Consider the following 23,809-nt stretch of genomic DNA (forward strand, 5'->3'; position numbering starts at 1 on the left):
AGCCGAGCATGGGCTCGGCTCTACAGGCCGGTCAATGGGAGAACTCGCGCAGCATCACCGCGATCGAGGCCACGTTGGCCAGCACGCACAGCCAGAACACCCACTGGAATGCGGCTTTGCGATGCTTGTGGCGGAACAGCGCCTGGCCCAGCAGCGCGCCGGGCCAGCCTCCGGCGAAGGCCAGCAGCTGCAGGGTGCGCTCGGGAATGCGCCATCGCTTTCGCTGCGCCGCGCGCTTGTCATGGCCATAGAGACCGAACGACACCGCACTGGCCAGCAGGCACCAGCCACCCAGCCACAACGGCAGCACACCGCTGATCATCAAGGCGGTCAGCGCGCCGAAGGCGGCCAGCGCGAGGTTACGCCGCCACGCCACTTACAGCGCGTCGAGGAAGCCGCGCACGGCCGGGCCGAAACGCTCGAAATCGACGAGGAAGGCATCATGGCCCTGTGGCGATTCCAGGCCGATGAAGCGCGCATCGGCACCGCCGGCACGCAGGCCGTCGGCGACCTGTTGCTGCTGCTGCACCGGGAACAGGATGTCGGTGTTGGCACCGATGGCCAGTGCCTTCTCCACCCGGATCTTCGCCAGCCCGGCCAGCACGTCGCCGTCGGCGTACTCGGCCAGGTCGAACCAGTCCATCGAACGGCTCAGGTACAGATAGCAGTTGGGATCGAAGAAACGCACGAAGCGCCGTGCGTGGCCTTCCAGATAGCTTTCCACCTGGAATTCCAGCCCGAACGGATCGTCGTCGGCCTGGTCCGAATCCAGCCGCACGCGGCCGAAGCGGCCATCCCATTCCAGTGCCGAGCGGTAGGTAATCACGCCCAGCTTGCGCGCCATGCGCATGCCGGACTCGGGGTACTCGGCATCGTCGTAGTGGCCGCCATTCCAGCGCGGGTCGAGACGGATGGCCTCGCGCTGCAGCGAGCGGATCGCGATCGAGAACGGCAGCGCCTGCGCACTGCCGGAAATGTTGACGTGGCTGCGCGCGATGCCCGGGTGCAGCATCAGCACGGCCAGCGCGGTCATCCCGCCCATGGAATTGCCGACCACGCAGGCCAGCTGCGCGATGCCCAGCGCACGCACGACTTCGATCGCGGCGCGAGCGCCGTCTTCGATCGACAGCTCGGGGAAGTCCAGGCGGTAGGGCTCACCGCTGGCCGGGTTGATCGAGGCGGGGCCGGTCGATCCCTTGCAGCTGCCCAGCGAATTCACGCAGACCACGAACCAGCGGCGGGTATCGATGGGTTTGCCGGGGCCAACCATCGCTTCCCACCAGCCCGGCGCCGGATTGGCCTCGTTGGCCGCCGCATGCGCATCCGGCGACAGGCCGGTCACGATCAGGATCGCATTGCTGGCGTCAGCGGCCAGCGTGCCCCAGGTCTCGTAGGCCACGCGTGCGCCGTGCAGGGCGCCACCGCGCTTGAACGGGAACGGCGAGGGCAGGGCGTGGAAGCGGGTGCCGGGCGGGATGAATTCGGTCATGCAGTCATTCTAGCGGGGCTGCATGTGGAGCTGGCGACACGCTGGTTTCCATGGATGGATGGACGCGGACCGGACCGTCGCATCCACGCATGGCGTGGATCTACTGTAGAGCCGAGCCCATGCTCGGCTGCGGTTGAGTTGCCGGCGCCGGGCAGCCGAGCATCGGCTCGGCTCTACAGGTCAAGGGAAGTGCAGCTCCACAACACCGTCGTGGGGCAGGCTTACCTTCACCGGAACGCTCTGCAGGTCGTCCTCGCTGCGGTTGGCGCTGCCGCTGCGCGAGATGCGTGCCACCACTTCCACTTCGCGATGGGCCGACAGCGGTGCGGTCGGCATCGGGCTGTCACCGTCGCCCAGCCCGACCGTGTCCGGGAATCCGCTCAGCGGCAGCTTGCGAGCGGCCACCGGCATCGGCGGGCCGCCGACGGCACGGGCCAGCACGAACACCTGGGTGCTGGCTGGCCACTCGGCGTTCTTCAGTGCCGGCAGCTGCACGCGCACCTGCAGCAGCGCCGGTGGCGCCGCAGCGCCAGCATCGGGCGCCTGGCCAGCGGCCTCGCGCGCGATGGCGATCTGTGCCTGCAGCGCCTGCGCGGCGCCCGGCTCCAGTCGTGGCAGCAGGCCGCTCCACACATCCGCGGCCTCGGCGTTCCTTCCGCGCTGGCGCAGGGCGATGCCCAGCAGCCAGCTGGCGCGCTCGGCATCGGGAGCCTGTGCGCGCGCCTGCTGCAACCAGGCCATTGCGGTGTCATCGAACTGCTTGCCGGCATCAGCCTGCGCGCGCGCCTGCGCGGCTTCCACCAGCACGCCCGGATCTTCCGGTGCCAATGCGGCGGCCCTCGCGAAGGCATCCGCCGCGGCTGCGGCGTTGCCCAGTTCGGCCTGCGAACGGCCGAGCAATGCCCAGCCGTCGGCACGCTGCGGGTCGCGCTCCAGTGCGTCCTGCAGTGCCTGCACGCCATCGCGCAGGGTGGCTGCCGACGGGGTCGGTTGTACCTGTGCCGCCCTTGGGTCACCGACCAGCAGATACAGGCAGGCACCGGCCACGCCCAGCGCGAGCACGCCGACCACGAAACCGCGCCGACCGCGCTGGCGCAGTGGCCACAGCACCAGCGCTGCCATCAGCGCGGCGACCAGCCCGGCCAGCATCGGCAGCCAATGGTTCACCATTCGTCTCCTTCATCGGCCTTGCCGGCCGGCGCCGCGCCGACGGTGCGTCCACGTCGGCGGACGATGCCCAGCACTACCAGTGCACCGGCGCCGAGCACCAGCAGGGGGCCACCCCACAGCAGCCAGGTGCCCGGCTGCAACGGTGGTTGATAGAGCACGAACTCACCGTAGCGCGCGACCAGGAACTGCTTGATCTGTGCGTCGTCGTGGCCCTGCTGCATCAGCTGCAGCACCTCGCGGCGCAGGTCCTGGGCGATCTGCGCGTTGGAATCGGCCAGCGACTGGTTCTGGCACTGCACGCAGCGCAGCTGCGCGGCCAGGTCATGGAAGCGGCGTTCCTCGGCGTCATCGCGGAACTGCAGCGGCTGCGGATCGTGCAGCGGCTGCTGGGCCAGCGCGGCCAGCGGCAGCGTCAGAAGCAGCAACGCCAGCAGCCAGCGCATGGGTTCAGGGCGCCGTATGCAGGGTGTTGCCGGCACTGCCCTGGGCCTTCTCGATCTTCTGCAGCGCCGGGATCAGCTTCTCGTCGACCACGCGCTGGGTCATCGCACCGCTGTACTTCCAGCGCACGATGCCGCTGCCATCGACCAGGAAGGTTTCCGGTGCGGCGGTCACGCCCCAGTCGATCGCGGTACGGCCCTCGACATCGCTGAGCACGACCATGAACGGGTTGCCCAGCTGTTCCAGCCAGTGCAACGCGTCGGTCGGGTCGTCCTTCCAGTTGTAGCCGATCACGCGCACACGCTTGCTCTCCGCGAAGCGGGTCAGCACCGGGTGTTCTTCGCGGCAGGCCGCGCACCAGCTGCCCCACACGTTCAGCAGGTAGGGCGCGCCGCGCAGGTCGTCGCTGTGCACGATCATTTCCGGGTCGTGCAGCACCGGCAGCGCGAATGCCGGCGCCGGTTTGTCGATCAGTGCCGACGGCAGTACGTCGCGCTGCGGATCGCCTGATTTCATCACCCCGTAGATCATCAGCCCGAGCAGGCCGAAGAAGAACAGCACGCCGATCACGATGGCTACCGGCGGCAGCGGGCGGGAGGGACGCGGGGTGGGGGACTCGGACATGGGAACTCCTACGGACGACGGAAACGGCGATCGGCGGCGGTGATGAATCCGCCCAGGGCCATCAACAGCGCGCCCAGCCAGATCCAGCGCACGTACGGCTTGATGTGCACCCGGACCGCCCATGCATTGTTGCCCAGCGGCTCGCCCAATGCCACGTAGACATCACCATTGAAGCGTGCATCGATGCCGGCCTCGGTCATCACCTGGCCGCCGCTGGCGTACTGGCGCTTCTCCGGGTGCAGCAGGGCCAGCTCGCGGCCGTTGCGGAACACGCGCAGGCGGCCGCGGTCGGCGATGAAGTTGGGGCCTTCGCGATGGTCCACGCCCTCAAAGCGCACTTCGTGGCGACCGACCACCAGCTGCTGGCCCGGTGCCAGCGCCACTTCGCGCTGCACGTTCAGCGCCTCCACCAGCAGCGCGCCGGCCAGGAACACGGCAATGCCGGCGTGGGCGACGATCATGCCGAGCATTTCGGCGGTGAAGCGGCCATTGCCGCGCAGGCGCTGCCAGACGAAGCGTGCGGTGCCGAGCGCGATCCAGGCCGCAGCGGCCACGCCGATGCCGGCCTTCCACCCGTTCTGCGGCGCCTGCCACCAGGCCAGCGCGCCCAGCAGCAGCGCCAGGCCCAGCCACGGTGCCAGCAGCGCGAAGGCGCGCGAGGGCTGGTCACGCTGCCATTTCACCAGCGGGCCGAACGGCAGCAGCAGGATCATCGGCGCCATCAGCAGCAGGAACAGGCTGCCGAAGTAGGGCGGGCCGACCGAGATCTTGCCCAGCGACAGCGCATCGGCCAGCAGCGGGTACAGCGTGCCGAGCAGTACCATCGCGCAGGCGGTGGCCAGCAGCAGGTTGTTGGCCAGCAGCAGGGTCTCGCGCGAGGTGGCGGTGAAGCCACGGCGTGGGTCCTCGGCGTCCACGTTCAGCTGGCTGGCACGCAGCGCGTACAGCAGCAGGCTGCCACCGACCAGCACCGACAGGAAGACCAGGATGAACAAGCCGCGCGAGGGATCGGCGGCGAACGAATGCACGCTGGTCAGCACGCCGGAGCGCACCAGGAACGTGCCCAGCAGCGACAGCGCGAAGGCGGCGATCGCCAGCAGCAGGGTCCAGCTGCCGAAGGTGCCGCGCTTTTCAGTGACGGCCTGCGAATGGATCAATGCCGCACCGACCAGCCACGGCATGAAGCTGGCGTTCTCCACCGGGTCCCAGAACCACCAGCCGCCCCAGCCCAGCTCGTAATAGGCCCACCAGCTGCCCAGCGCGATGCCCAGGGTCAAAAAGCCCCAGGCGACGTTGGTCCATGGCCGCGTCCAGCGCAGCCAGCGTGCGTCCACGCGGCCTTCCAGCAGTGCGGCAACCGCGAAGGCGAACGGCACCGCGAAGCCGACATAGCCCAGGTACAGCATGGGCGGATGGATGATCAGCCCCGGGTCCTGCAGCAGCGGATTGAGGTCGCGGCCTTCCAGCGGTGCCGGGTTCAGGCGCAGGAACGGGTTGGAGGTGAAGATCAGGAAGGCGAGGAAGCCGACGCTGACCACGCCCATCACCGCCAGCACGCGCGCCTGCACCGGTGCCGGCAAGTGCCGCGAGAACAGCGCCACCGCGCCGGTCCACAGCGCCAGCACCAGCGCCCACATCAGCAGCGAGCCCTCGTGCGCGCCCCAGACCGCCGAGTAGCGGTAGACCATCGGCAGCAGCGAATTGGAGTTCTCGGCCACGTAGCGCACCGAGAAGTCCTGCTGCACGAACGCGGCGGTCAGTACCGCGAACGCGCCGGCGACCAGCAGCAGCTGCGCGAACGCGGCAGGTCGTGCCACGGCCATCCACGCCGTATTGTTGCGCTGCGCACCGACCAGCGGCAGGCCGGCCTGCAGCAGCGAGGCCAGCAACGCGCACAGCAGCAGGATCTGACCCAGTTCGGGCAGCACTCAGCGCACCTCGGGTGCCGTCACCGGCACGTCGTGCTTGCGATGGGCATCGCCCATCTTGTCGGCCACTTCCTTCGGCACGTACTTCTCATCGTGCTTGGCCAGCACCTCGTCGGCGACGAAGGTGCCGTCCTGCAGGCGGCCGCTGGCGACCACCGCCGTGCCTTCGGCGAACATGTCCGGCAGGATCCGCGACGTGGTCACCGCCAGCTGCGCGTCGCCGTCGGTCACTTCAAAGCGTGCCTCCAGCGAGCCGACCGGACGATTGAAGGAGCCCTTCACCACCATGCCGCCGAGGCGGAAGCGCGACTGCGCATCGACATCGCCGCGCAGGACTTCCGACGGCGTGTACAGGTAGGCGATGTTGCGCTCCAGTGCCATCGCCACCAGTGCGGTGGCCAGGCCGGAGGCGAGCAGGGCCAGCAACACCCACACCATGCGGCGGCGCTGTACCGGGGTCATCATCGTTCCAGCTCCGTCGACAACGGCGCCGCTGCGTCCTGCCTGCCGGCGCGGGTCTGCTGGCGCTGCTGGCGGGCCAGTGCCAGCCGGCGCGCCACGCGCAGGCGCAGCCACGAACCGATGGCATCGGCGCCGAGCACCAGCACGAACACCGCGTAGGCACCGATCACATAGGGCAGGTGGGTCATGGCTGGGCCTCCCGGGCCGGGCGTCCGGCATCGACGCGGCCGCCGACCCAGGCCTTGCCGGCCTCGCGGTCGAGATTGTCGGCGCGGGCCTTGGCCAGCACCGAACCGGCGAACCAGAACTTGGTGCCGATCACCATCCACCACAGCGGCGCGATCATCGCGCTGCTGATCGCCGATTCACCGAATACGTTGATCGACTGGCGCTGGTGCAGGCCGCCCCACCAGTCCACCGAGTAGCGGATCACCGGCAGCAGGCTGACACCGACGATGGCCAGCAGGCCGGCCGCACGTGCGGCGCTGCGGCGGTCCTCGATGGCGTGGTACAGGCCGATCACGCCCAGGTACAGGAACAGCAGCACCAGCTCGCTGGTCATGCGCGGGTCCCAGTCCCACCAGGTGCCCCAGGTGCCCTTGCCCCAGATGCTGCCGGTCAACAGGGTGATCAGGGTGAAGCCGGCGCCCATCGGCGCGCAGGCCATGGCCAGGATCTCGCAGACCTTGATCCGCCAGACCAGTGCGATGGCCGCATACAGCGCCATCAGCGCGAAGACGAACAGGCTCATCCAGGCACTGGGCACGTGGATGTAGAGGATGCGGAAGCTGTCCAGCTGCTTGGCTTCCGGTGGCACCACCAGCAGCGCCTGCCACATGCCGACCAGCAGCACCGGCACCGCCGCGAGGTAGAACACCCGCGACCAGCGGGCAGCGAAACGGTCGAACGTGGGGGGCGAACCGAGTTGGTGGAACCAGCGGACAATCGGATTCATGCGTGGCGGCTATCCAGCAGGGGTGGATTGGCTCTCAGCTCGGTCAACTCAGAGAAATACGTATTGCAGCGGCAGTGGCCAGCGGCGCCAGCACCAGCGCGACCAGCAGGCCGGCGCCCAGCATCAGCAGCGCACCGACCGGATCCTGTCCGCGTCCGGCTGCCGCCAGGCTGCCTGCGCCGAACACCAGCACCGGCACGTACAGCGGCAACGACAGCAGCGCCACGAGAATACCAGAGCGTCGGATGCCTACGGTCAGCGCGGCGACCACGCCACCGATCAGGCTCAGCAACGGCGTGCCCAGCAGCAACGATGCCAGCAACATCGGCAGCTGGTCATGCGGCAGATGCAGCATTTCGGCCAGCAGCGGGCTGACCACGATCAGCGGCAGCGCAGTGGTGGCCCAATGCAGCAGCACGCGCACCAGCACCAGCCAGGCCAGCGGCACCGGCGCCAGCAGCCATTGTTCCAGCGAGCCATCCTCGGCGTCGGAGCGGAACAGCGAATCCAGCGACAGCTGTCCGGCCAGCAGCACGGCCAGCCACAGCACTGCACCGGCGGTGGCGGCCAACAGCTGTGGTTCGCGGCCCTGGGCCAGGGCGAACAGCACCACCACCAGCACCGCGAACAGCAGCGGTTGCAGTGCATCGCCGCGGCGGCGCCAGAGCAGGCGCAGGTCGCGCCTGAGCAGGGCGCCTGCGGTCTGCCACAGGCCCGGTTCGGTGCCCGGCGCGATCACGCGGCACCGCCGAGGTCGAGCTGGCGGGTGCGCACCGGCGGTGCGGCATAGGCACCGTGGGTGGTGACCAGCGCAGCGCCACCGGCGCGCAGGTGCGCCGAGATCATCCGGTTGACCAGGGTGATGCCCTCCAGGTCGAGGTTGGCATAGGGTTCGTCCAGCAGCCACAACGGCGCCGGCGACAGCCAGATGCGCGCCAGTGCCAGCCGCCGCTTCTGCCCGGCCGACAGGTGCCGCACCAGGGTGTCCTCATAACCGGCCAGGCCGACGATGGCCAGCGCGTTGCCAGGCATCTGCCGCGCACGCCGTCCGTGCAGGCCGCACAGGAAATGCAGGTTTTCCAGCGTGCCGAGGTCCGGTTTCAGCGCTGGCAGGTGGCTGAGGTAGGCGACATAGCGCGCGCGCTCGGCATTGCTGGCCGGCTTGCCGTCGATCCGCACCTGGCCGGCACCGGGCCGGGCCAGGCCGGCCAGCACGCGCAGCAGGGTGGTCTTGCCGGCGCCATTGCCGCCCTGCACCAGCAGGGCTTCGCCGGCGTCCACATGGAAGTCCAGCGGGCCGAACACCGGCTCGTCATTGCGGGAGAAGCTCAGGCCGCTGGCAGCCAGCAATGCAGGGGTGTTCAAGGGGCAAAGGTCTTCATGCCGGAGTGCGGCGGCAATTGTAGCGGTGAATGCCGATGGCAGTGCCGGCCGCTGGCCGGCAATTTCGCTATCTGCCAGCCGAGGTTGCCGGCCGGCGGCCGGCACTACCGACGCGCGGATTGCGTAAACTCGCAGATCTGTTCCCCCACAGCCCAGGCCGATGCAACCCACCACCAAGCTGCCCAAGGTCGGTACCACGATCTTCACCGTGATGTCCCAGCTCGCCGCCGAACACGGCGCGGTCAACCTGGGCCAGGGTTTCCCGGACTTTTCGGCGCCGCAGCGCCTGATCGACGAGACCGCCAGGGCGATGGCCGCCGGGCTGAACCAGTACCCGCCGATGACCGGCGTGGCGCCGCTGCGCCAGGCCATCGCACAGAAGGTGCTGGACTGCTACGGCGCGCAGGTCGATGCGGACAGCGAGATCACCGTCACCAGCGGTGGCACCGAGGCCATCTTCAACGCCATCCACGCCGTGGTGCGTGCCGGCGAGGAAGTGATCGTGCTGGACCCGGCGTATGACTGCTACGAACCGGCGATCGACCTGGCCGGAGCCAGGGCCGTACATGTGTCGCTCGATCCGCAGACGTTCGCGGTCGATTGGGACCGCGTGCGCGCAGCGATCACCCCGCGCACCCGCATGCTGATCGTCAACACCCCGCACAATCCGTCCGGTGCGATGCTGTCGGCGCAGGACATGCAGGCGCTGGCCGAACTGCTGCGCGGCACGCAGATCTACCTGATCTCCGATGAGGTGTACGAACACATCATCTACGACGGCCGCCGCCATGAATCGGCGCTGCGCTACCCGGAACTGCGCGAGCGCGCGTTCGTCATCTCCAGCTTCGGCAAGACCTACCACTGCACCGGCTGGAAGATCGGCTATGCGATCGCCCCGCCGGCGCTGACCGCCGAGTTCCGCAAGGTGCACCAGTACAACACCTTCACCAGCTTCGGCCCGGCGCAGCATGGCTTCGCCGCGATGATCCTCGACGAACCCGAACACCACCTGGAACTGGGCGCGTTCTACCAGGCCAAGCGCGACCGCTTCCGTGAGCAGCTGGCCGGCACCCGCCTGAAAGCGCTGCCGGTCCCGGGTGGCTACTTCCAGCTGGTCGACTATTCGGCGATCAGCGACCTGCCGGACCATGAGTTCGTGAAGTGGCTGACCATCGAGAAGGGCGTCACCGCCATTCCGCTGTCGCCGTTCTATGAGACTCCGCCGGCCGGCCAGCGCCTGGTGCGCCTGTGCTTTGCCAAGAACGAAGCGACCATGGACGCGGCGATCGAACGCCTGCGCCTGCTGTGAGCGGAGACACGGACATGCAGGACCTGCGCATTTCCCTCGTCCAGGGCGACACCCGCTGGCATGACCCGGCCGGCAACCGCGCCTACTACGGCGCGCTGCTGGCACCGCTGGCCGGCAGCACCGACCTGGTGATCCTGCCGGAGACCTTCACCAGTGGCTTCTCCAACGAGGCCATTGCCCAGGCCGAAGGCATGGACGGCCCGACCGTGGCCTGGGTGCGCGAACAGGCCCAGGCCCTGAACGCGGCGGTGATCGGCAGCGTGCAGCTGCGCGAGGGCAACGGCGTCTACAACCGCCTGCTGTTCGCAACGCCAGAGGGCGGCCTGCAGTACTACGACAAGCGCCACCTGTTCCGTTACGGCGGTGAGCACGAGCGCTATGCCGCCGGCCGTGAGCGCCTGAGCGTGGAATGGAAGGGCTGGCGGATCAATCCGCAGGTCTGCTACGACCTGCGCTTCCCGGTGTTCTGCCGCAACCGCTACAACGTCGAACGCCCGCAGCAGCTGGATTTCGACCTGCAGATCTTCGTCGCCAACTGGCCGTCGGCGCGCGCCTATGCATGGAAGACCCTGCTGCGTGCGCGGGCGATCGAGAACCTGTGCTTCGTGGCGGCGGTGAACCGCGTCGGCGTGGACGGCAACCAGCTGCACTACGCCGGCGACAGCGCGGTGATCGACTTCCTCGGCCAGCCGCAGGTGGAGATTCGCGAACGCGAACAGGTGGTGACCACCACCATTTCGGCCGAAGCACTGGCTGCACATCGCGCGCGTTTCCCGGCGATGCTCGATGCTGATGCCTTCCATCTGGACGAGCAGGCCTGAAACAGCACGACGGCGGCTGAATGCCTGCCACGCAGCGCGCGCGCCTGCATCCAACGTGCACGCGCGCGCTGCTAGATTCGCCGGCAGTCCGACCGAACTGGAAGTCCTGCCATGAACAAGCCCTTCGCCCTGCTGCTGGCCCTGTCCGCTGCCACGCTGGCCCCGGCCGCGCACGCCGCCGGCAACCTCGATTGCCAGCTGCGCTACAACCTGTCCGGCTGGTCACTGATCTACAAGACCGCTTCCGGCAACGGCACGGTCAGCTGCAGCAACGGCACCAGCCTGCCGGTGCGTATCGAAGTGAAGGGCGGCGGCCTGACCGTGGGCAAGTCGAAGATCACCAATGGCCGTGGCAGCTTCACCGGCGCCGTCAGCGTCGACGAGCTGCTGGGCACCTACGCCTCGGTTGGCGCGCATGCGGGTGCCGTGAAGTCCAGCAACGCGCAGGTGATGACCAAGGGCGACATCTCGCTGGCCCTGTCCGGCACCGGCAAGGGCTGGGATCTGGGCGTGGACGGCGCCGCCTTCACCATCAGCCGGCGCTGAGCCGTGCCGGCCGCTGCAGCCACAATGCAAGCAGGCCGCACACGATGAGTGTCGGTGCCAGCAGTTGCAGTGCACCGACCACGGCCATCGCCACGCCGATCAACAGGTAGTAGAGCAGGCCGAACAGGGCGCCCGCGCTGCCCAGGCAGTGCGGGTATCCGCGGAGGGCCTGGCCCAGCACATTGGGAATGGCCAGGCCGAACCCGGCCACCACCGGTACCATCGCCGCGACCAGTGCCGGCTGATTGTGCAGCAAGGCAGCCAACAGGCCACCGGCCAGCACCAGCCCTGCGGCGAGCCGGATGCGCGTGGCGGAGGCAACGCCTGCGCGCAGCAGGCGAGCATTGCCCCATGCACCCAGCGCCGAGCCGAGCGCCAGCAGCGCGCCGCTGGCACCGAACCAGGCCAGCGGCCAGTGCAGGCGTTCGAATACGAACGGGCCCAGCGCGTACCAGCTGTACATCGCCACGTTGAACGCCATCACCAGCAGCGCCTGTGACCACATCCAGCGATCACGCAGCAGTTGCCACAACAGTGGCAGCATGGGGGTGTGCGCGACTTCCGCAGGGCGGCTCTCGCGCAGGCCCGTTGCGCATCCGAGCATCAGCAGGCTGACCATCAGCAGCAGGCCGGCCTGCACGCCGGCATAGCCATGGCTGTCCACCAGCAGCACACCCAGTGCCAGCCCGATCGCCGGGCTCAAGGCCAGCGCCATGCCGATCCACGAGAACGCCTGCGCCAACGCCGGACCCTTCAGGTGATCGCGCAGTACGGTCTGGGTTACCACCGAGGCCGCCGCCGCACCCAGTGCGGCCAGTGCCTGGGCCAGCAGGACCTGGCCGAACGTGCTGGCCAGCAGGCCGCCGCAGGCGGCCAGTACGAACACGGCCAGGCCGCAGAGCAGGGCAGGGCGACGACCGACATGGTCGGCCAGCCGCCCCCATAGCAGGACACCGGCGGCAAAACCGAACAGGTACAGGCTCATGGCCTGGCTGGCGGCGCCGGGGGGCAGTGCGAAGCGCCCGGCGAGGTCGGCCAGGGCCGGGCTGTACAGGGTCTGCGCCAACTGGGGGAACATCAGCAGCGCGATGGTGAGCAACAACAGGCGACGCGACATGCGGGTGCTCCGCAAACAGGGCCGCGTATTGTGGTGGCCGGCGTAGTGGCGCACTCTGTCGGTCCGGCGAGGAAATGGATGAAATCGGACATGGCGTGGCTGCAACCGGATGCGCACTTCGATGCGGATGCCTGGAGCGCACCGGTGCTGGGCATCGCGTCGTCGCTGGCCGATCATGATTCGGGTTGGCACCAGCACGCGCGCGCGCAGTTGCTGTACACCCGGCGGGGCTGCACGCGGCTGACCTTCGGCGACCGCATCAGCCTGCTGCCGCCCTCGCGCGCGGCATGGATTCCCGGCGGCCTGCGCCATCGCGCACAGATGCGCCAGGCCGTGGACTACCGCTCGCTGTATTTCGATGCCACGTTGTCGGCACGGCTGCCGCAGCAGCCGGCGATCATCGGCGTCGGCCCCCTGCTGCAGGCATTGCTGGAACCGATCGCGCAGGCGCCGTTCGACCATGACTGGCGGGCGCCGCGCGCGCACCATCAATTGGCGTTGTGCGTGCTGGAGATCGCCGCCGCACCGGTGGCGCCGATGGACCTGCCGCTGCCACGCGATCCACGCATCGCGCGCTGCCTGCCGCCGGCCGAGCAGCTGCCGCCTGAACTGGGTGAGCTCGCTGCGCGTGCGGGCCTGAGCATGCGCACGGTCGGCCGGTTGATGCAACGCGACACCGGCATGGGCTACCAGGCCTGGCGCCAGCAATGGCGCCTGATGCGCGCCATGGAGCTGCTGCTGCTTGGCCATCGCATCGGGCACGTTGCGCAGGACACTGGTTTTTCCGCCGAGAGTCCGTTCATCGCCTTTTTCCGCAGCATGACCGGCACCACGCCCGCCGCGTTCCAGCGCCACGCAAAAGGGGACGGAGGGGATTAAGTCGCTTTCGCCCTTCGACGCACGGCGTGGCGAAAACGACTTAATCCCCTCCGTCCCCTTTTCAAAGAAAAACCCCGGCCGGAGCCGGGGTTCTGCATTTCAACGTGGCTGCCGATCAGCCGCCGCGCGGGCCGCTGCGGCGCGGGCCGCCGGGACCGCGGTTGCCACCGGGGCCGCCCGGGCCTCGGTTGCCACCCGGACCACCGGGACCACGGTTACCACCCGGGCCACGGTTGTTGCCACCGCCCGGACCGCGACCGCCCGGACGGGCGCCGTGTGCCGGCTTCGGGCTGCCATACGGGTTGAAGCCCGGGGTGGCGTGGTCGGACGGGAAGCTCGGGGCGTTGCCCGGATGGCCGTACGGGTGCTTGTTGCCCTGGCCCTGCGAGCGGTTGCCCGCACCGGCCGGACGACCCTGGCCGCCTGCGCCGCCACGGCCTTCACCACCAAAGCCGCCACGGCCCTGGCCGCCACCGGCGCCTGCGCCCGGGCCCTTCGGCTTGCCGTACGGACGGCCCTGGCCGCCTGCACCCGGACCACGGGCACCGGGGCCGCGTGCGCCCGGGCCGGCGTTGCGATGGCCGCTCGGGCCGGTGCTCACGCCATCCGGCACGTACCAAGTGCGGAACGCGGCCGGATTGCCTTCCGGCAGCGAACGATCATTCTTCTGGGCGCGCTGCTTGAACGGCTTCTGCGACTGCTTGGCTGCCGCTTCACCGCTGACCGTCAGGCCGCCCTTGAAGCCGCCACCCTTGCCGCCGCGACCACGGCCGCGGTCTTCGCGGACGTTGTCGAAACGACGCAGCTCGCGGCCTTCGTCGGCGGTGTTGTGGCCGTTGACGTAGGCGTTGCCACGGCCACCTTCGCGCACGCGCACGGTGGTCTTGGCCGCGCGGCGCTGGCCGATCACCGGCTGCAGCGTCAGTGCCGACGGTGCGCCTTCTTCCAGCTTCAGCTGGGCGCGCAGGGCTTCAACCTGCGTGGTGCCCAGTTCCACCGAATGGCCACGGGCCAGTTCGCGCGGCAGGCTCACCTTGCCATAGCGGGTGCGCTTCAGGCGGCTGACCTGGCAGCCCTGCGACTCCCACAGCCGGCGCACTTCGCGGTTGCGGCCTTCCTTCACCACGACGCGGAACCAGTCGTGCGAATCGGTGCCGCCGATGCGTTCGATCTCATCGAACTTGGCTGGGCCGTCTTCCAGCGCGACGCCACGGGTGAGGCGGTCGACGATGGCGTCAGAGACCTTTTCCTCGCCTTCCGGCGCACGCACGCGCACCACGTACTCGCGCTCGACCTCGAACGACGGGTGCATCATGGCGTTGGCCAGCTCACCGTCGGTGGTGGCCAGCAGCAGGCCGGTGGTGTTGATGTCCAGGCGGCCGATGGCGATCCAGCGCGCGCCCTTCAGCGGCGGCAGCGACTCGAACACGGTCGGGCGGCCTTCCGGATCATCGCGGGTGGTCACTTCGCCTTCCGGCTTGTTGTAGACCAGCACGCGCGACGGCTCTGCCAGGGCGGTGGCGACGAAGCCGCGGCCATCCAGTTCGATCTTGTCGCCGCTCTTGACCGACATGCCGGTCTGCGCGACTTCACCGTTGACCTTGACCAGGCCTTCGGCGATGCGCTGTTCCAGCGCGCGGCGCGAGCCGAGGCCGGCCTGGGCGAGCACCTTGTGCAGGCGTTCTTCCAGCTTGAACTGTTCGGAGGTGGCTTCGCGCTTCAGCGAGAGCTTGTTACGGGGGGTGTCACTCATCAGTTTTGCTCCGGCCGACGGTTTCGAGGTCGGCCTCTGGTTCGGAATCGGCTTGGTCAACAGCCACGGTCGTCATCGCGACGGCGTTGTCTTCGCGTTCGTTCAGGGGCACCGCGCGCTCGCCCGGCGCGGAATCGGGGTGCCCATCATCGAGGGGCGAAGGTGCTTGCTCATCGGTGGCCGACGCAGGGGCTGCATCGGCGGAATCGGGGGTGTCACTGCCGGCCAGGCTGGCATCATCGTTCGCGGCAGCGCCATCGGCGCCGGCCGAGATGTCCGGACCCTCGGCACCGGCGACGGCCGGCGCATCGCGGTCCAGGGCAAGCTGCGGTTCCAGCTCGCCCAGGTCCTTCAGCTCCGACAGCGGCGGCAGTTCGTCCAGCCGCTTCAGCCCGAAGTAGTCCAGGAAGCCCTTGGTGGTGCCGAACAGCGCCGGTTTGCCGGGCACGTCGCGGTGGCCGACCACGCGGATCCACTCGCGTTCTTCCAGCGCCTGGATGATGTTGCTGCTGACCGCCACGCCGCGCACCTGTTCGATCTCGCCGCGGGTGATCGGCTGCCGATAGGCGATCAGCGCCAGGGTTTCCAGGGTGGCACGGGTGTAGCGGGTCTTGCGTTCGGTCCACAGCCGGCTGATCCAGCCATGCACTTCGCCGGTGACCTGGTAGCGGAAGCCGGAGGCGACCTCGACCAGTTCCACGCCGCGGCCTTCGCAGGCCTCGCGCAGGCGTTCCAGCGCACGTTCGATGCTGCCCGGCGGTGCCGGTTCCTCTTCCGGGAACAGGTCCTTCAGCTGGGCCAGGGTGAGCGGCTGGCTGGAAGCCAGCAGGGCACCCTCGACAATGCGGTTGATCAGCGATTGATCCATCGGCAGTCAGCGCTCACTCGTCTGCATTGGCGTCGTCGTCGTTGTCGTCGAACTCGCTGCTGAACTGCAGCGGGGCATTGGTGTTGCCGGCCGCCAGCGACTTCACGTAGATCGGCGCCAGCGGTTCTTCCTGGACGATGTCCAGCAGCTGTTCCTTGGCCAGCTCCAGCACCGCCAGGAACGTGACCAGCACGCCCAGCTTGCCTTCTTCGGCGGTGAACAGCCCTTCAAAACGATAGAACTTGCCATCTTCCAGGCGTCCCAGCACTTCGCCCATGCGTTGCCGCACGCTCAGTGCCTCACGCTTGATGGCGTGGCCGCTGAACAGCTCGGCACGCTTGAGCACGTCGTGCAGGGCCAGCAGCATTTCCTTCAGGTCCACCGGCGGCGGCAGCTTCACCGTGGCACGTTCGGGCATGAAGGCATGTGCCACGGTGGTATCGCGGTCCTGGCGGGGCAGGGCGTCGATGTTCTCGGCGGCCTGCTTGAAGCGTTCGTACTCCTGCAGCCGGCGCACCAGTTCGGCGCGCGGGTCGGCTTCATCGCCTTCCTCGCTGACCGGGCGCGGCAGCAGCATCCGCGACTTCACCTCGGCCAGGATCGCGGCCATCACCAGGTATTCGGCCGCCAGCTCGAAGCGCAGCTCGCGCATCACGGTGATGTACTCCACGTACTGCCGGGTAATCTCGGCAACGGGAATGTCCAGTACATCCAGGTTCTGGCGGCGGATCAGGTACAGCAGCAGGTCCAGCGGGCCTTCAAAGGCATCCAGGATGACTTCCAGCGCGTCCGGCGGGATGTACAGGTCCTGCGGAATCTGCAGGACCGGTTGCCCATGCACCACGGCCAGCGGCATTTCCTGCTGCTGGGGGGCGGGCGGCCGGGTTGGCGGGTTCGCGTCGAGCGCGAGTTCGGAAGTCATCTAATGGAGATCAGGATTGCAACGGACCAGTCGCGGCACCGGGTTCGCCGGGCCAACGCCACGGAGCCCCAAGGCGCCAGACACGCCGGGATCGGCGCGATTCCACACATATCAAACAGCGGGACGCGCCGCGGTAAACGGCAGCGACAGAACTACGGGGAGGTCGTCTACGTGGCCCGGCCGGGTGGTCCGGTTTGAAGCAGCGGGACGGTCGTCGGGGGCTGCGTTGGCCGCAAAAACCGACGGGCCGCTGCATCCAGCCACGTGCAATGGAGTCTAGGGTAAGCCTTTGCCGCGCCAGTGTCCAGCCGGACCGGGGCGGGGGCTGCATTGGCTAGAATCTGCGGACCCGACAACGCAAGCGAGGAAATGCCGGTGTGGTATGTGATCGAAGGGTATGACGGCCAGGATGTGCTGGCGCAGCGGCTGCAGGCGCGGCCGGAACACCTGGCGCGGCTGCACGCGCTGCGCGACGAGGGACGCCTGCTGCTGGCCGGCCCGTGCCCGGCGGTGGACAGTGAAGACCCGGGCCCGGCCGGTTTCAGCGGCTCGGTGGTGATCGCGCAGTTCGAGTCGTTGCCGCAGGCCCAGGCCTGGGCCGATGCCGACCCGTACGTGGCTGCCGGCGTCTACACCCGCGTGCAGGTACGCCCGTTCCGCAAGGTCCTGCCGTGAACGCGGAACGGATCGAGCGGATCCGTGATGCGCTGCAGCAGGCGCTGGCACCCAGCGTGCTCGAGATCGAGGATGACAGCCATCGCCATGCCGGCCATGCCGGCGCGCGCGACGGGCGCGGCCATTTCAACGTCCATGTGGTGAGTGAACGCTTCGCCGGACTGGCTCCGTTGGCCCGGCATCGCGCGGTCTATGCCGCGCTGGGGTCGATGATGGACACCGATATCCACGCGCTGTCCATCCGCGCACATACCCCGTCAGAACAGGGCTGAGCCCTTGTCCCGCACTGTCCTGGCGGGTCCGCAAGGGCCTGGCCACGGACAGGTTTTCATGTCCATTTCGGGACATTCGCCTAACGGACTGTTTACAAGCCCAGATGGAAACGCTTACATTCCGCGCCAATGCTGGTAGGTCCAAGCCGTGGAGGGCGGCTTCGTGAACAAGGCAGCTATCACAATCAAAGACGTCGCACGCGAAGCCCGGGTCTCCGTGGCCACGGTTTCCCGCGCGCTCAACGGGCATGAAAATGTCGCCGAACCGGTCCGCCAGCTTGTGCTGGAGGTGGCCGCACGGCTGCGTTACACCCCGCATGCCGCCGCTCGCAGCCTGAGCAGCCGCCGCACCAATACGGTGGGCGTGGTGCTGCCTGACCTGTACGGCGAATTCTTCTCCGAACTGATGCGCGGCATCGACGGCGTGGCCCGCAACCGCCGCCAGCACCTGCTGGTGTCCAGCTACCACGGCGACCAGGAACAGCAGGGCGCCGCCCTGCGTGCCATGCGCGGCCGCGTCGACGGCCTGCTGGTGCTCTCGCCCTATGCCGAGAGCCCGGGCTTCCTGACCGACAACCTGCCGCAGTCGCTGCCGACGGTGTTGATCAACACCTATCTGCCCGGGCAGGACCATCCGGTGCTGAGCATCGACGACCACGCCGGTGCGATGGCGATGACCCGCCACCTGCTGGACGCCGGCCACCGCCACATTGCCTTCATTTCTGGCCCGGACCTCAACTTCGACGCGCGCGAGCGCCTGCGCGGCTTCCGTGACGCGCTGGTGGCGTTTGGCAGTGGCGCCGAAGGCATCGAGCTGCCCGGTGATTTCGACGAAGCTTCCGGCCATCGCGCCGGTCAGGAGTTGCTGGCAGCCGGAGCGCTGCCCGATGCCGTGTTCGCCGCCAACGACATGATGGCCCTGGGCTGCCTGTATGCGTTCACGCAGGCTGGTGTCCGTGTGCCGGCCGATGTTGCCCTGGCAGGTTTCGATGACATTCCACTGGCGCGTTTCGTCCACCCGTCGCTGACCACCATGCAGGTCAGCATCGCCGAGCTCGGCGACCGGGCCATGACGCGTCTGATGCAGTTGATGGACGGCACCTCCACGGATGGGACAGGGGACAAGCAGACCCTGGTTCCCCGCTTGATAGTTCGCGATTCCACCACTCCGCCATCCGGCCATTGAAGCCAGAGGCGTTCCTTCTTTTTTTTGACTGATCGCAGGGACCGCGCAAGCGGTTACCGCCACCCGGAGATTGAGTTGATGATGCATACCACCTTCCGCATGCCGGCGCGCCGGCTGCTGAGCACCGCACTGGTCAGCTGCCTGATGCTGGCCGCCGCCCCCAACGTCATGGCGCAGTCGGCCAACGCCAGCCTGCGCGGCCAGGTTGCCGGCGCCCAGGCAGGTACCGAAGTGACCGCCACCAACGTGGCCACCGGTACCGTCCGCCGTGGCACCATCCGCGCCGACGGCAGCTACTCGCTGATGGGCCTGGACCCGGGTACCTATGACGTGGTCGCCAACGGCCAGACCCAGAAGGTCACCGTCACCGTGGCCTCGACCGCGACGCTGAACTTTGCCGGTGCCGCCAGCAGCACCCCCGGTTCGACCGCGGCCACCAACCTGGACACCGTCAACGTCGTCGCGCCGACCCTGCTGCAGGAAGTGCGCACCTCCGAAGTCGGCAAGACCGTCAGCCTGCAGCAGATCCAGACCACCCCGCAGGTGTCGCGCAACTTCCTGGAGTTCGCCGACGCGGTGCCGGGCATGATCTTCACCCGTGACGCCAAGGGCAACACCTCGCTGCGCGGCGGTGCGACCAACGCCGACGGCACCAACGTGTACATTGACGGTGTGGGCCAGAAGAGCTACGTCAAGGGCGGCGGCGTGGCCGGCCAGTCCGGCAGCGCAGGCAACCCGTTCCCGCAGCTGGCCATCGGCGAATACAAGGTCATCAGCGGCAACTACAAGGCCGAGTACGGCCAGGTGTCCAGCGCCGCGATCACCGCTGCGACCAAGTCGGGTACAAACGAGTTCAAGGGCGAGACCTTCTATCGTTACACCAACGACAGTATGCGTGCGATGACCCCGGCCGAACGCCAGCCGGGAAAGAGCAAGGAAGAATCGGCGGAGAAGGAATACGGCTTCGCGCTGGGCGGCCCGATCATCAAGGACAAGGCCCACTTCTTCGTGACCTACGAAGCCAAGCGTTTCGATCTGCCAGTGACCATTGCCCCGAATGGCGCGGTCACCAGTGCTGCCTCGCAGCTGCCGGCGGCGGCCGCCGCCGGCCTGGGCCCGGCCAGCCAGCCGTTCAAGCAGGACCTGATCTTCGCCAAGATCGACGTCGAGCCGACCGACAACGACCGCATCGAGTTCACAGTCCAGGATCGTGACGAGAATCAGCAGCAGTTCAGTGACCAGACCTCCAAGGAGCATGGCAAGGTCACTGACAACACAGACCGTCGTTTCGCGCTGCGCTGGAATCACAGCGGTGAGCGCTTCTACAACGAGCTGATGGTCACCCACGAGAAGTCGTTCAACAACCCGCTGCCGCTGACCCTGGGCAACGGCTACGTGTACACCGCGCCGGACGGCCGTGACATCGACGGCAACACCCCGCAGGAACGCACCATTGTGGAAATCGGTGGTGCCAGCGCCTTCGCCTCGCAGGTGAAGGGCCAGAAGGGCTGGTCGATCGAAGACAACCTGACCCTGGACGGCTTGGAGTGGGCTGGCGACCACACCATCAAGATGGGCGCCAAGTACAAGAAGATCAATCTGTACGCCTCCGACGCGCAGCAGATCAACCCGCAGTTCTACTACACCGTGGGCAACCCGGAATTTGGCATTGATACGCCGTACAAGGCGCAGTTCACCAAGCCGATTACTGGTGTCAGTGGCGTGTTGCCGGAAGTACGCTCGAAGACCACGCAGATTGGCTTGTTCATTCAGGACGATTGGCAGGTCAACGACCACCTGCAGTTGAACCTTGGCCTGCGTTGGGACTACGAGAAGAACCCGACCTACCTGGACTTCGTGACCCCGCCGGAAGTGGTCAGCGCGCTCAATGCGCAGGATCCGCATGGACCGGCCGGGCAGAGCTACGCGCAGACGCTCGCGTTGAGCGGCCTGAACATCAACGACTACATCAGCAACGGCCACAACCGCAAGGCATTCAAGGATGCCTGGCAGCCGCGGCTGGGCTTCTCGTATGACATCAATGCCGACGAGCAGCATGTGATCCATGGTGGCGCCGGTCGTTCCTACGACCGTGATCTTTTCGACTACCTGGCGTTGGAAACCACCAAGCTGGCCCTGCCGCAGCCGACCGTGTACTTCCGCGACCCGCGCAGCGGAGCCTGCCTGTACGGGCAGAACCCGTGCTTCGATTGGAACCCGAACCTGCTCAATGGCATCGGCAACGTGCAGGCCCTGCTGGGCAGTACCAGCAACGAAGGCCTGGAAGTGGACCTGCTCAACAACAACTTGAAGGTGCCCTACGCGGACCAGTTCAGCCTGGGCATGAGCAACCAGATCGGGGAGTGGCTGACCGACGCCACCATCTCGCGCACGCTGACCTATGATGGCTTCGCCTACACCCTGGGCAATCGCTTCCGCAACGGCAACTTCTTCGACAACCAGATGCTGTGTGGTGCCGAAAAGCCAACCTACGGCCAGCCGTGGGGTTGCAACATCCCCGGCTTCGGCAGCCTGATCATTGGCCAGCAGGGCATCAAGACCCGCGCTACCCAGATCCTCCTGTCGGCGCAGAAGCCGTACACCAAGGAAAGTGGCTGGGGTACCTCGATCGCCTATACCTGGACCACTGCGCGCCACAACCGCAACATCGACGAGCACTACTCGTTCGATCGCGGCACCATCGGCGAATACCCATACATCAAGTCCAACGGCGCGCCGCGCCACCGTCTGGTGGTCACGGGCTCCTACGATGGCTTCTGGGGCATCACCTTCGGTGGCAAGCTGACCTTGGCCACCCCGGTGGCGGGCAACGACTGGTCCTGCGTGGCACAGGCCGGCAACCCGAACTGCCTGCCGACCCCGGCCGCCGGCTACCCGGGGGGCAACGGCCGCTTCCTGCTCGGCGGCAAGATCTTCGGCTACCGGTCGCTTGACCTGCAGGCGACCAAGACCTTCAAGCTGGCCGGCGATACCGAGTTGTATGCGCGTATCGACATCATCAACGTGCTCAACTTCGACAACTTCTCCAACCTGAACTACGTGAAGAGCGACGGCAAGCTGCTGGTGAGCTACAACGAGACCGGCGACATCGTCGGTACGCCGCGCCAGGTCAAGGCCGAAGTGGGCTTCCGCTTCTAAGCCCGGGCGGTGATGCATGACCCGATGCCGCCGGCTCGCTGGCGGCATCGGTGAAAACGGCAATGGCCGGCCCCGTGCCGGTCCATTGCCCACGCCGCTGCCGGCCAGGGGGCAGCGGCGTGGGCAATGATCGCGGTGTCAGGCCACGTTTTTCGTGGTTTTTTAAGCACACACCTTGTAAACGATTTCAGATCATTGGACGGTATGCTTTCCCATCGATCAGACCACCGGAGGAACCGCGCCATGCAGGCACGCCATCTGTTGTCCGCCGCAGCGCTGAGCCTGGCCGTGGCCGCCTGCCAGCCGGCCCAGCAGGAACCTGCCAAACCGCGCCCGCCGGTGATCCTGATCGAGGCCGATGCACCGCCTCGGCCCATGAAGCCTGAGCTGCCGCCGCTGTTCGATGACATCGAGCGCCGCACCTTCCAGTTCTTCTGGGATACCACCAACGAGGTCAACGGGCTGACCCCGGACCGCTACCCGTCGCGGCCGTTCGCCAGCATCGCCTCGGTCGGCTTCGCGCTGACCGCCTATCCGATCGGCATCGAGAACGGCTGGGTCAGCCGCAACCAGGCGATCGACCGCACGCTGACCACGCTGAAGTTCTTCCGCGACGTGCCGATGGGCCCGCAGCGCACCGGCAAGGCCGGTTACAAGGGCTTCTACTACCACTTCCTGGACATGCAGGAAGGCCGTCGCTACGACAGCTGGGTCGAGCTGTCATCGGTGGATACCGCGCTGCTGATGATGGGCGTGCTGTTCGCGCAGTCGTACTACGACGGTGATGATCCGCGCGAGAAGGAAATCCGCCAGATCGCCGATACGTTGTACAAGAAGGTCGACTGGCCGTGGCTGCAGCAGCGTGCACCGCTGATCTCGATGGGCTGGTTCCCGGAGAGCGGTTTCATCGACCACGACTGGATGGGCTACAACGAGGCGATGATGGTGTACATCCTCGCCCTGGGCTCGCCGACGCACCCGGTCAGCCCGGACGCGTGGACGGTGTGGACGCGTACCTACGACAACGACTGGGGCGTCTACCAGGGCCAGGAATACCTGTCCTTCGGCCCGCTGTTCGGCCACCAGTACAGCCACGTCTGGATCGACTTCCGCGACATCCAGGACGCTTACATGCGCGAGCGCGGCAGCACCTATTTCCTCAACAGCCGGTCGGCCGCGCTGGCCCAGCGCGAATATGCCATCGCCAACCCGATGCAGTGGAAGGAGTATGGCGAGAACGTGTGGGGCCTGACCGCCAGCGATGGTCCGCAGAACACCACGCAGGAGTACCGCGGCGAGCAGCGCCAGTTCCGCCACTACTCCTCGCGCGGCGCCGGCCTGCGCGAGAACTTCGATGACGGCACCATCGCCCCGACCGCTGCGATCGCCTCGGTGGTGTTCGCCCCCGAGCAGGTGATCCCGGCCACGCTGGAGATGCACAAGCGCTTTGGCGACTACATCTATTCCAGCTACGGCTTCCTGGATTCGTTCAACCCCAGCTTCAACTACGACATCCCGATCAAGACCGGTCGTCTGGTTCCCGATCGCGGCTGGGTCGCCAGCGACTACATCGCCATCGACCAGGGCCCGATCCTGACCATGATCGCCAATTACCGCGATGACTTCGTCTGGGAAGTGATGAAGAAGAACCCGTACATCCGCAAGGGCCTGGAGCGGGCCGGGTTCAGCGGTGGCTGGCTGGCGCCGGAAGGCTCGTTCCAGCCGCTGGAACTGCAGAAAGACGAAAAGGCCGCGGCAGCACGCGCGGTGGGTATCGCCGAATCACGCGCGGCTGCCGCGCAGGAACAGAAGAACAATGCCAACCGCACCACAGGCCAGGGCAAGTAGCC

General features: G+C 67.5%; 24 protein-coding genes. 9 read left to right on the plus strand and 15 right to left on the minus strand.

The window, feature by feature from the left end:
• Positions 1–31 precede the first annotated feature (31 nt).
• The 11 genes from ACUVWL_RS03415 to ccmA form a co-directional block, all read right to left on the minus strand.
• On the minus strand, positions 32–376 hold the full coding sequence (locus ACUVWL_RS03415) for a DUF1294 domain-containing protein (protein WP_014647770.1): 345 nt from the start codon (positions 374–376) through the stop codon (positions 32–34).
• A complete protein-coding gene (gene metX / locus ACUVWL_RS03420) occupies positions 377–1,489 on the minus strand; it encodes a homoserine O-acetyltransferase MetX (RefSeq protein ID WP_111205996.1) in 1,113 nt (370 codons plus the stop codon).
• A 180-nt stretch (positions 1,490–1,669) separates the two neighbouring features.
• The gene (locus tag ACUVWL_RS03425) at positions 1,670–2,659 is read right to left on the minus strand and encodes a tetratricopeptide repeat protein (RefSeq protein ID WP_445978816.1); all 990 of its coding nucleotides are present in this window, start codon (positions 2,657–2,659) and stop codon (positions 1,670–1,672) included.
• A complete protein-coding gene (locus ACUVWL_RS03430; RefSeq protein ID WP_049405998.1) occupies positions 2,653–3,102 on the minus strand; it encodes a cytochrome c-type biogenesis protein in 450 nt (149 codons plus the stop codon). The genes ACUVWL_RS03425 and ACUVWL_RS03430 overlap by 7 nt, the downstream gene beginning before the upstream one ends.
• A 4-nt stretch (positions 3,103–3,106) precedes the next feature.
• Positions 3,107–3,724, minus strand: coding sequence for a DsbE family thiol:disulfide interchange protein (locus ACUVWL_RS03435; protein WP_014647766.1), 618 nt, complete (start codon positions 3,722–3,724; stop codon positions 3,107–3,109).
• An 8-nt stretch (positions 3,725–3,732) separates the two neighbouring features.
• On the minus strand, positions 3,733–5,652 hold the full coding sequence (locus tag ACUVWL_RS03440) for a heme lyase CcmF/NrfE family subunit (protein WP_445978817.1): 1,920 nt from the start codon (positions 5,650–5,652) through the stop codon (positions 3,733–3,735).
• Entirely contained in the window at positions 5,653–6,114 is a 462-nt protein-coding gene (ccmE, locus tag ACUVWL_RS03445; RefSeq protein WP_262093575.1) for a cytochrome c maturation protein CcmE, read from the minus strand.
• On the minus strand, positions 6,114–6,302 hold the full coding sequence (gene ccmD, locus ACUVWL_RS03450) for a heme exporter protein CcmD (protein WP_005410342.1): 189 nt from the start codon (positions 6,300–6,302) through the stop codon (positions 6,114–6,116). The genes ccmE and ccmD overlap by 1 nt, the downstream gene beginning before the upstream one ends.
• On the minus strand, positions 6,299–7,069 hold the full coding sequence (gene ccmC / locus ACUVWL_RS03455) for a heme ABC transporter permease CcmC (protein WP_032960090.1): 771 nt from the start codon (positions 7,067–7,069) through the stop codon (positions 6,299–6,301). The genes ccmD and ccmC overlap by 4 nt, the downstream gene beginning before the upstream one ends.
• 43 nt (positions 7,070–7,112) lie before the next feature.
• Positions 7,113–7,808, minus strand: coding sequence for a heme exporter protein CcmB (ccmB, locus tag ACUVWL_RS03460; protein ID WP_014647762.1), 696 nt, complete (start codon positions 7,806–7,808; stop codon positions 7,113–7,115).
• Positions 7,805–8,659 carry a heme ABC exporter ATP-binding protein CcmA gene (gene ccmA / locus ACUVWL_RS03465; RefSeq protein ID WP_414612122.1) on the minus strand — a complete coding sequence of 285 codons (855 nt, stop codon included), beginning with the start codon at positions 8,657–8,659 and terminating at the stop codon, positions 7,805–7,807. Before ccmA ends, ccmB begins: the two co-directional genes overlap by 4 nt.
• Between ccmA and ACUVWL_RS03470 the strand changes: the two genes are divergently transcribed.
• The 3 genes from ACUVWL_RS03470 (at position 8,613) to ACUVWL_RS03480 (ending at position 11,128) form a co-directional block, all read left to right on the plus strand.
• Positions 8,613–9,761 (plus strand): pyridoxal phosphate-dependent aminotransferase, encoded by a 1,149-nt coding sequence (locus ACUVWL_RS03470; protein WP_445978818.1) that lies wholly within the window; start codon positions 8,613–8,615, stop codon positions 9,759–9,761. The two genes, ccmA and ACUVWL_RS03470, sit on opposite strands and share 47 nt — an antisense overlap.
• Before the next feature lie 14 nt (positions 9,762–9,775).
• Complete coding sequence (locus tag ACUVWL_RS03475) at positions 9,776–10,582, plus strand: amidohydrolase (RefSeq protein ID WP_445978819.1); 807 nt, start codon at positions 9,776–9,778, stop codon at positions 10,580–10,582.
• A 111-nt stretch (positions 10,583–10,693) separates the two neighbouring features.
• Positions 10,694–11,128 carry a hypothetical protein gene (locus tag ACUVWL_RS03480; protein ID WP_241887528.1) on the plus strand — a complete coding sequence of 145 codons (435 nt, stop codon included), beginning with the start codon at positions 10,694–10,696 and terminating at the stop codon, positions 11,126–11,128.
• On the opposite strand, the gene ACUVWL_RS03485 is transcribed toward ACUVWL_RS03480, so the two are convergent.
• Complete coding sequence (locus tag ACUVWL_RS03485) at positions 11,115–12,245, minus strand: MFS transporter (protein WP_100450333.1); 1,131 nt, start codon at positions 12,243–12,245, stop codon at positions 11,115–11,117. The two genes, ACUVWL_RS03480 and ACUVWL_RS03485, sit on opposite strands and share 14 nt — an antisense overlap.
• Positions 12,246–12,335: 90 nt before the next feature.
• On the opposite strand from ACUVWL_RS03485, the gene ACUVWL_RS03490 reads away from it, so the two are divergent.
• Positions 12,336–13,124, plus strand: a complete 789-nt coding sequence (locus tag ACUVWL_RS03490) for an AraC family transcriptional regulator (RefSeq protein WP_049442508.1) — start codon at positions 12,336–12,338, stop codon at positions 13,122–13,124.
• A gap of 115 nt (positions 13,125–13,239) precedes the next feature.
• On the opposite strand, the gene ACUVWL_RS03495 is transcribed toward ACUVWL_RS03490, so the two are convergent.
• From ACUVWL_RS03495 to ACUVWL_RS03505, 3 genes are read right to left on the minus strand one after another with little or no spacing between them, the layout of a single operon-like run.
• Positions 13,240–14,877 carry a pseudouridine synthase gene (locus tag ACUVWL_RS03495; RefSeq protein WP_445978820.1) on the minus strand — a complete coding sequence of 546 codons (1,638 nt, stop codon included), beginning with the start codon at positions 14,875–14,877 and terminating at the stop codon, positions 13,240–13,242.
• Complete coding sequence (gene scpB / locus ACUVWL_RS03500; RefSeq protein WP_014647755.1) at positions 14,870–15,745, minus strand: SMC-Scp complex subunit ScpB; 876 nt, start codon at positions 15,743–15,745, stop codon at positions 14,870–14,872. Before scpB ends, ACUVWL_RS03495 begins: the two co-directional genes overlap by 8 nt.
• A 13-nt stretch (positions 15,746–15,758) precedes the next feature.
• Positions 15,759–16,667, minus strand: a complete 909-nt coding sequence (locus ACUVWL_RS03505; RefSeq protein WP_014647754.1) for a segregation and condensation protein A — start codon at positions 16,665–16,667, stop codon at positions 15,759–15,761.
• Between the two features lie 375 nt (positions 16,668–17,042).
• Here ACUVWL_RS03505 and ACUVWL_RS03510 point away from each other — a divergent pair, with 375 nt between their 5' ends.
• The 5 genes from ACUVWL_RS03510 to ACUVWL_RS03530 all read left to right on the plus strand — a co-directional run bounded on the left by ACUVWL_RS03510 (position 17,043) and on the right by ACUVWL_RS03530 (position 23,807).
• Positions 17,043–17,342, plus strand: a complete 300-nt coding sequence (locus ACUVWL_RS03510; protein ID WP_014037825.1) for a YciI family protein — start codon at positions 17,043–17,045, stop codon at positions 17,340–17,342.
• Positions 17,339–17,614: a BolA family protein gene (locus ACUVWL_RS03515; protein WP_014647753.1), complete on the plus strand. Its 276-nt coding sequence runs from the start codon at positions 17,339–17,341 to the stop codon at positions 17,612–17,614. The genes ACUVWL_RS03510 and ACUVWL_RS03515 overlap by 4 nt, the downstream gene beginning before the upstream one ends.
• A gap of 148 nt (positions 17,615–17,762) precedes the next feature.
• On the plus strand, positions 17,763–18,800 hold the full coding sequence (locus ACUVWL_RS03520; protein ID WP_111206002.1) for a LacI family DNA-binding transcriptional regulator: 1,038 nt from the start codon (positions 17,763–17,765) through the stop codon (positions 18,798–18,800).
• 78 nt (positions 18,801–18,878) lie between these two features.
• Positions 18,879–21,959 carry a TonB-dependent receptor gene (locus tag ACUVWL_RS03525; RefSeq protein WP_046431674.1) on the plus strand — a complete coding sequence of 1,027 codons (3,081 nt, stop codon included), beginning with the start codon at positions 18,879–18,881 and terminating at the stop codon, positions 21,957–21,959.
• A 243-nt stretch (positions 21,960–22,202) separates the two neighbouring features.
• Positions 22,203–23,807 carry a glucoamylase family protein gene (locus ACUVWL_RS03530; protein ID WP_014647750.1) on the plus strand — a complete coding sequence of 535 codons (1,605 nt, stop codon included), beginning with the start codon at positions 22,203–22,205 and terminating at the stop codon, positions 23,805–23,807.
• Positions 23,808–23,809: the final 2 nt, after the last annotated feature.

It is taken from the genome of Stenotrophomonas muris (assembly GCF_052751275.1).

Excerpts from the sequence above, each read along its gene's own strand:
- metX (WP_111205996.1), bottom strand. The coding sequence starts at position 1,489 with ATGACCGAATTCATCCCGCCCGGCACCCGCTTCCACGCCCTGCCCTCG.
- ACUVWL_RS03425 (WP_445978816.1), bottom strand. The coding sequence starts at position 2,659 with ATGGTGAACCATTGGCTGCCGATGCTGGCCGGGCTGGTCGCCGCGCTG.
- ACUVWL_RS03430 (WP_049405998.1), bottom strand. The coding sequence starts at position 3,102 with ATGCGCTGGCTGCTGGCGTTGCTGCTTCTGACGCTGCCGCTGGCCGCG.
- ACUVWL_RS03435 (WP_014647766.1), bottom strand. The coding sequence starts at position 3,724 with ATGTCCGAGTCCCCCACCCCGCGTCCCTCCCGCCCGCTGCCGCCGGTA.
- ccmE (WP_262093575.1), bottom strand. The coding sequence starts at position 6,114 with ATGACCCCGGTACAGCGCCGCCGCATGGTGTGGGTGTTGCTGGCCCTG.
- ccmD (WP_005410342.1), bottom strand. The coding sequence starts at position 6,302 with ATGACCCACCTGCCCTATGTGATCGGTGCCTACGCGGTGTTCGTGCTG.
- ccmC (WP_032960090.1), bottom strand. The coding sequence starts at position 7,069 with ATGAATCCGATTGTCCGCTGGTTCCACCAACTCGGTTCGCCCCCCACG.
- ACUVWL_RS03470 (WP_445978818.1), top strand. The coding sequence starts at position 8,613 with ATGCAACCCACCACCAAGCTGCCCAAGGTCGGTACCACGATCTTCACC.
- ACUVWL_RS03475 (WP_445978819.1), top strand. The coding sequence starts at position 9,776 with ATGCAGGACCTGCGCATTTCCCTCGTCCAGGGCGACACCCGCTGGCAT.
- ACUVWL_RS03480 (WP_241887528.1), top strand. The coding sequence starts at position 10,694 with ATGAACAAGCCCTTCGCCCTGCTGCTGGCCCTGTCCGCTGCCACGCTG.
- ACUVWL_RS03485 (WP_100450333.1), bottom strand. The coding sequence starts at position 12,245 with ATGTCGCGTCGCCTGTTGTTGCTCACCATCGCGCTGCTGATGTTCCCC.
- ACUVWL_RS03490 (WP_049442508.1), top strand. The coding sequence starts at position 12,336 with ATGGCGTGGCTGCAACCGGATGCGCACTTCGATGCGGATGCCTGGAGC.
- ACUVWL_RS03495 (WP_445978820.1), bottom strand. The coding sequence starts at position 14,877 with ATGAGTGACACCCCCCGTAACAAGCTCTCGCTGAAGCGCGAAGCCACC.
- scpB (WP_014647755.1), bottom strand. The coding sequence starts at position 15,745 with ATGGATCAATCGCTGATCAACCGCATTGTCGAGGGTGCCCTGCTGGCT.
- ACUVWL_RS03505 (WP_014647754.1), bottom strand. The coding sequence starts at position 16,667 with ATGACTTCCGAACTCGCGCTCGACGCGAACCCGCCAACCCGGCCGCCC.
- ACUVWL_RS03525 (WP_046431674.1), top strand. The coding sequence starts at position 18,879 with ATGATGCATACCACCTTCCGCATGCCGGCGCGCCGGCTGCTGAGCACC.
- ACUVWL_RS03530 (WP_014647750.1), top strand. The coding sequence starts at position 22,203 with ATGCAGGCACGCCATCTGTTGTCCGCCGCAGCGCTGAGCCTGGCCGTG.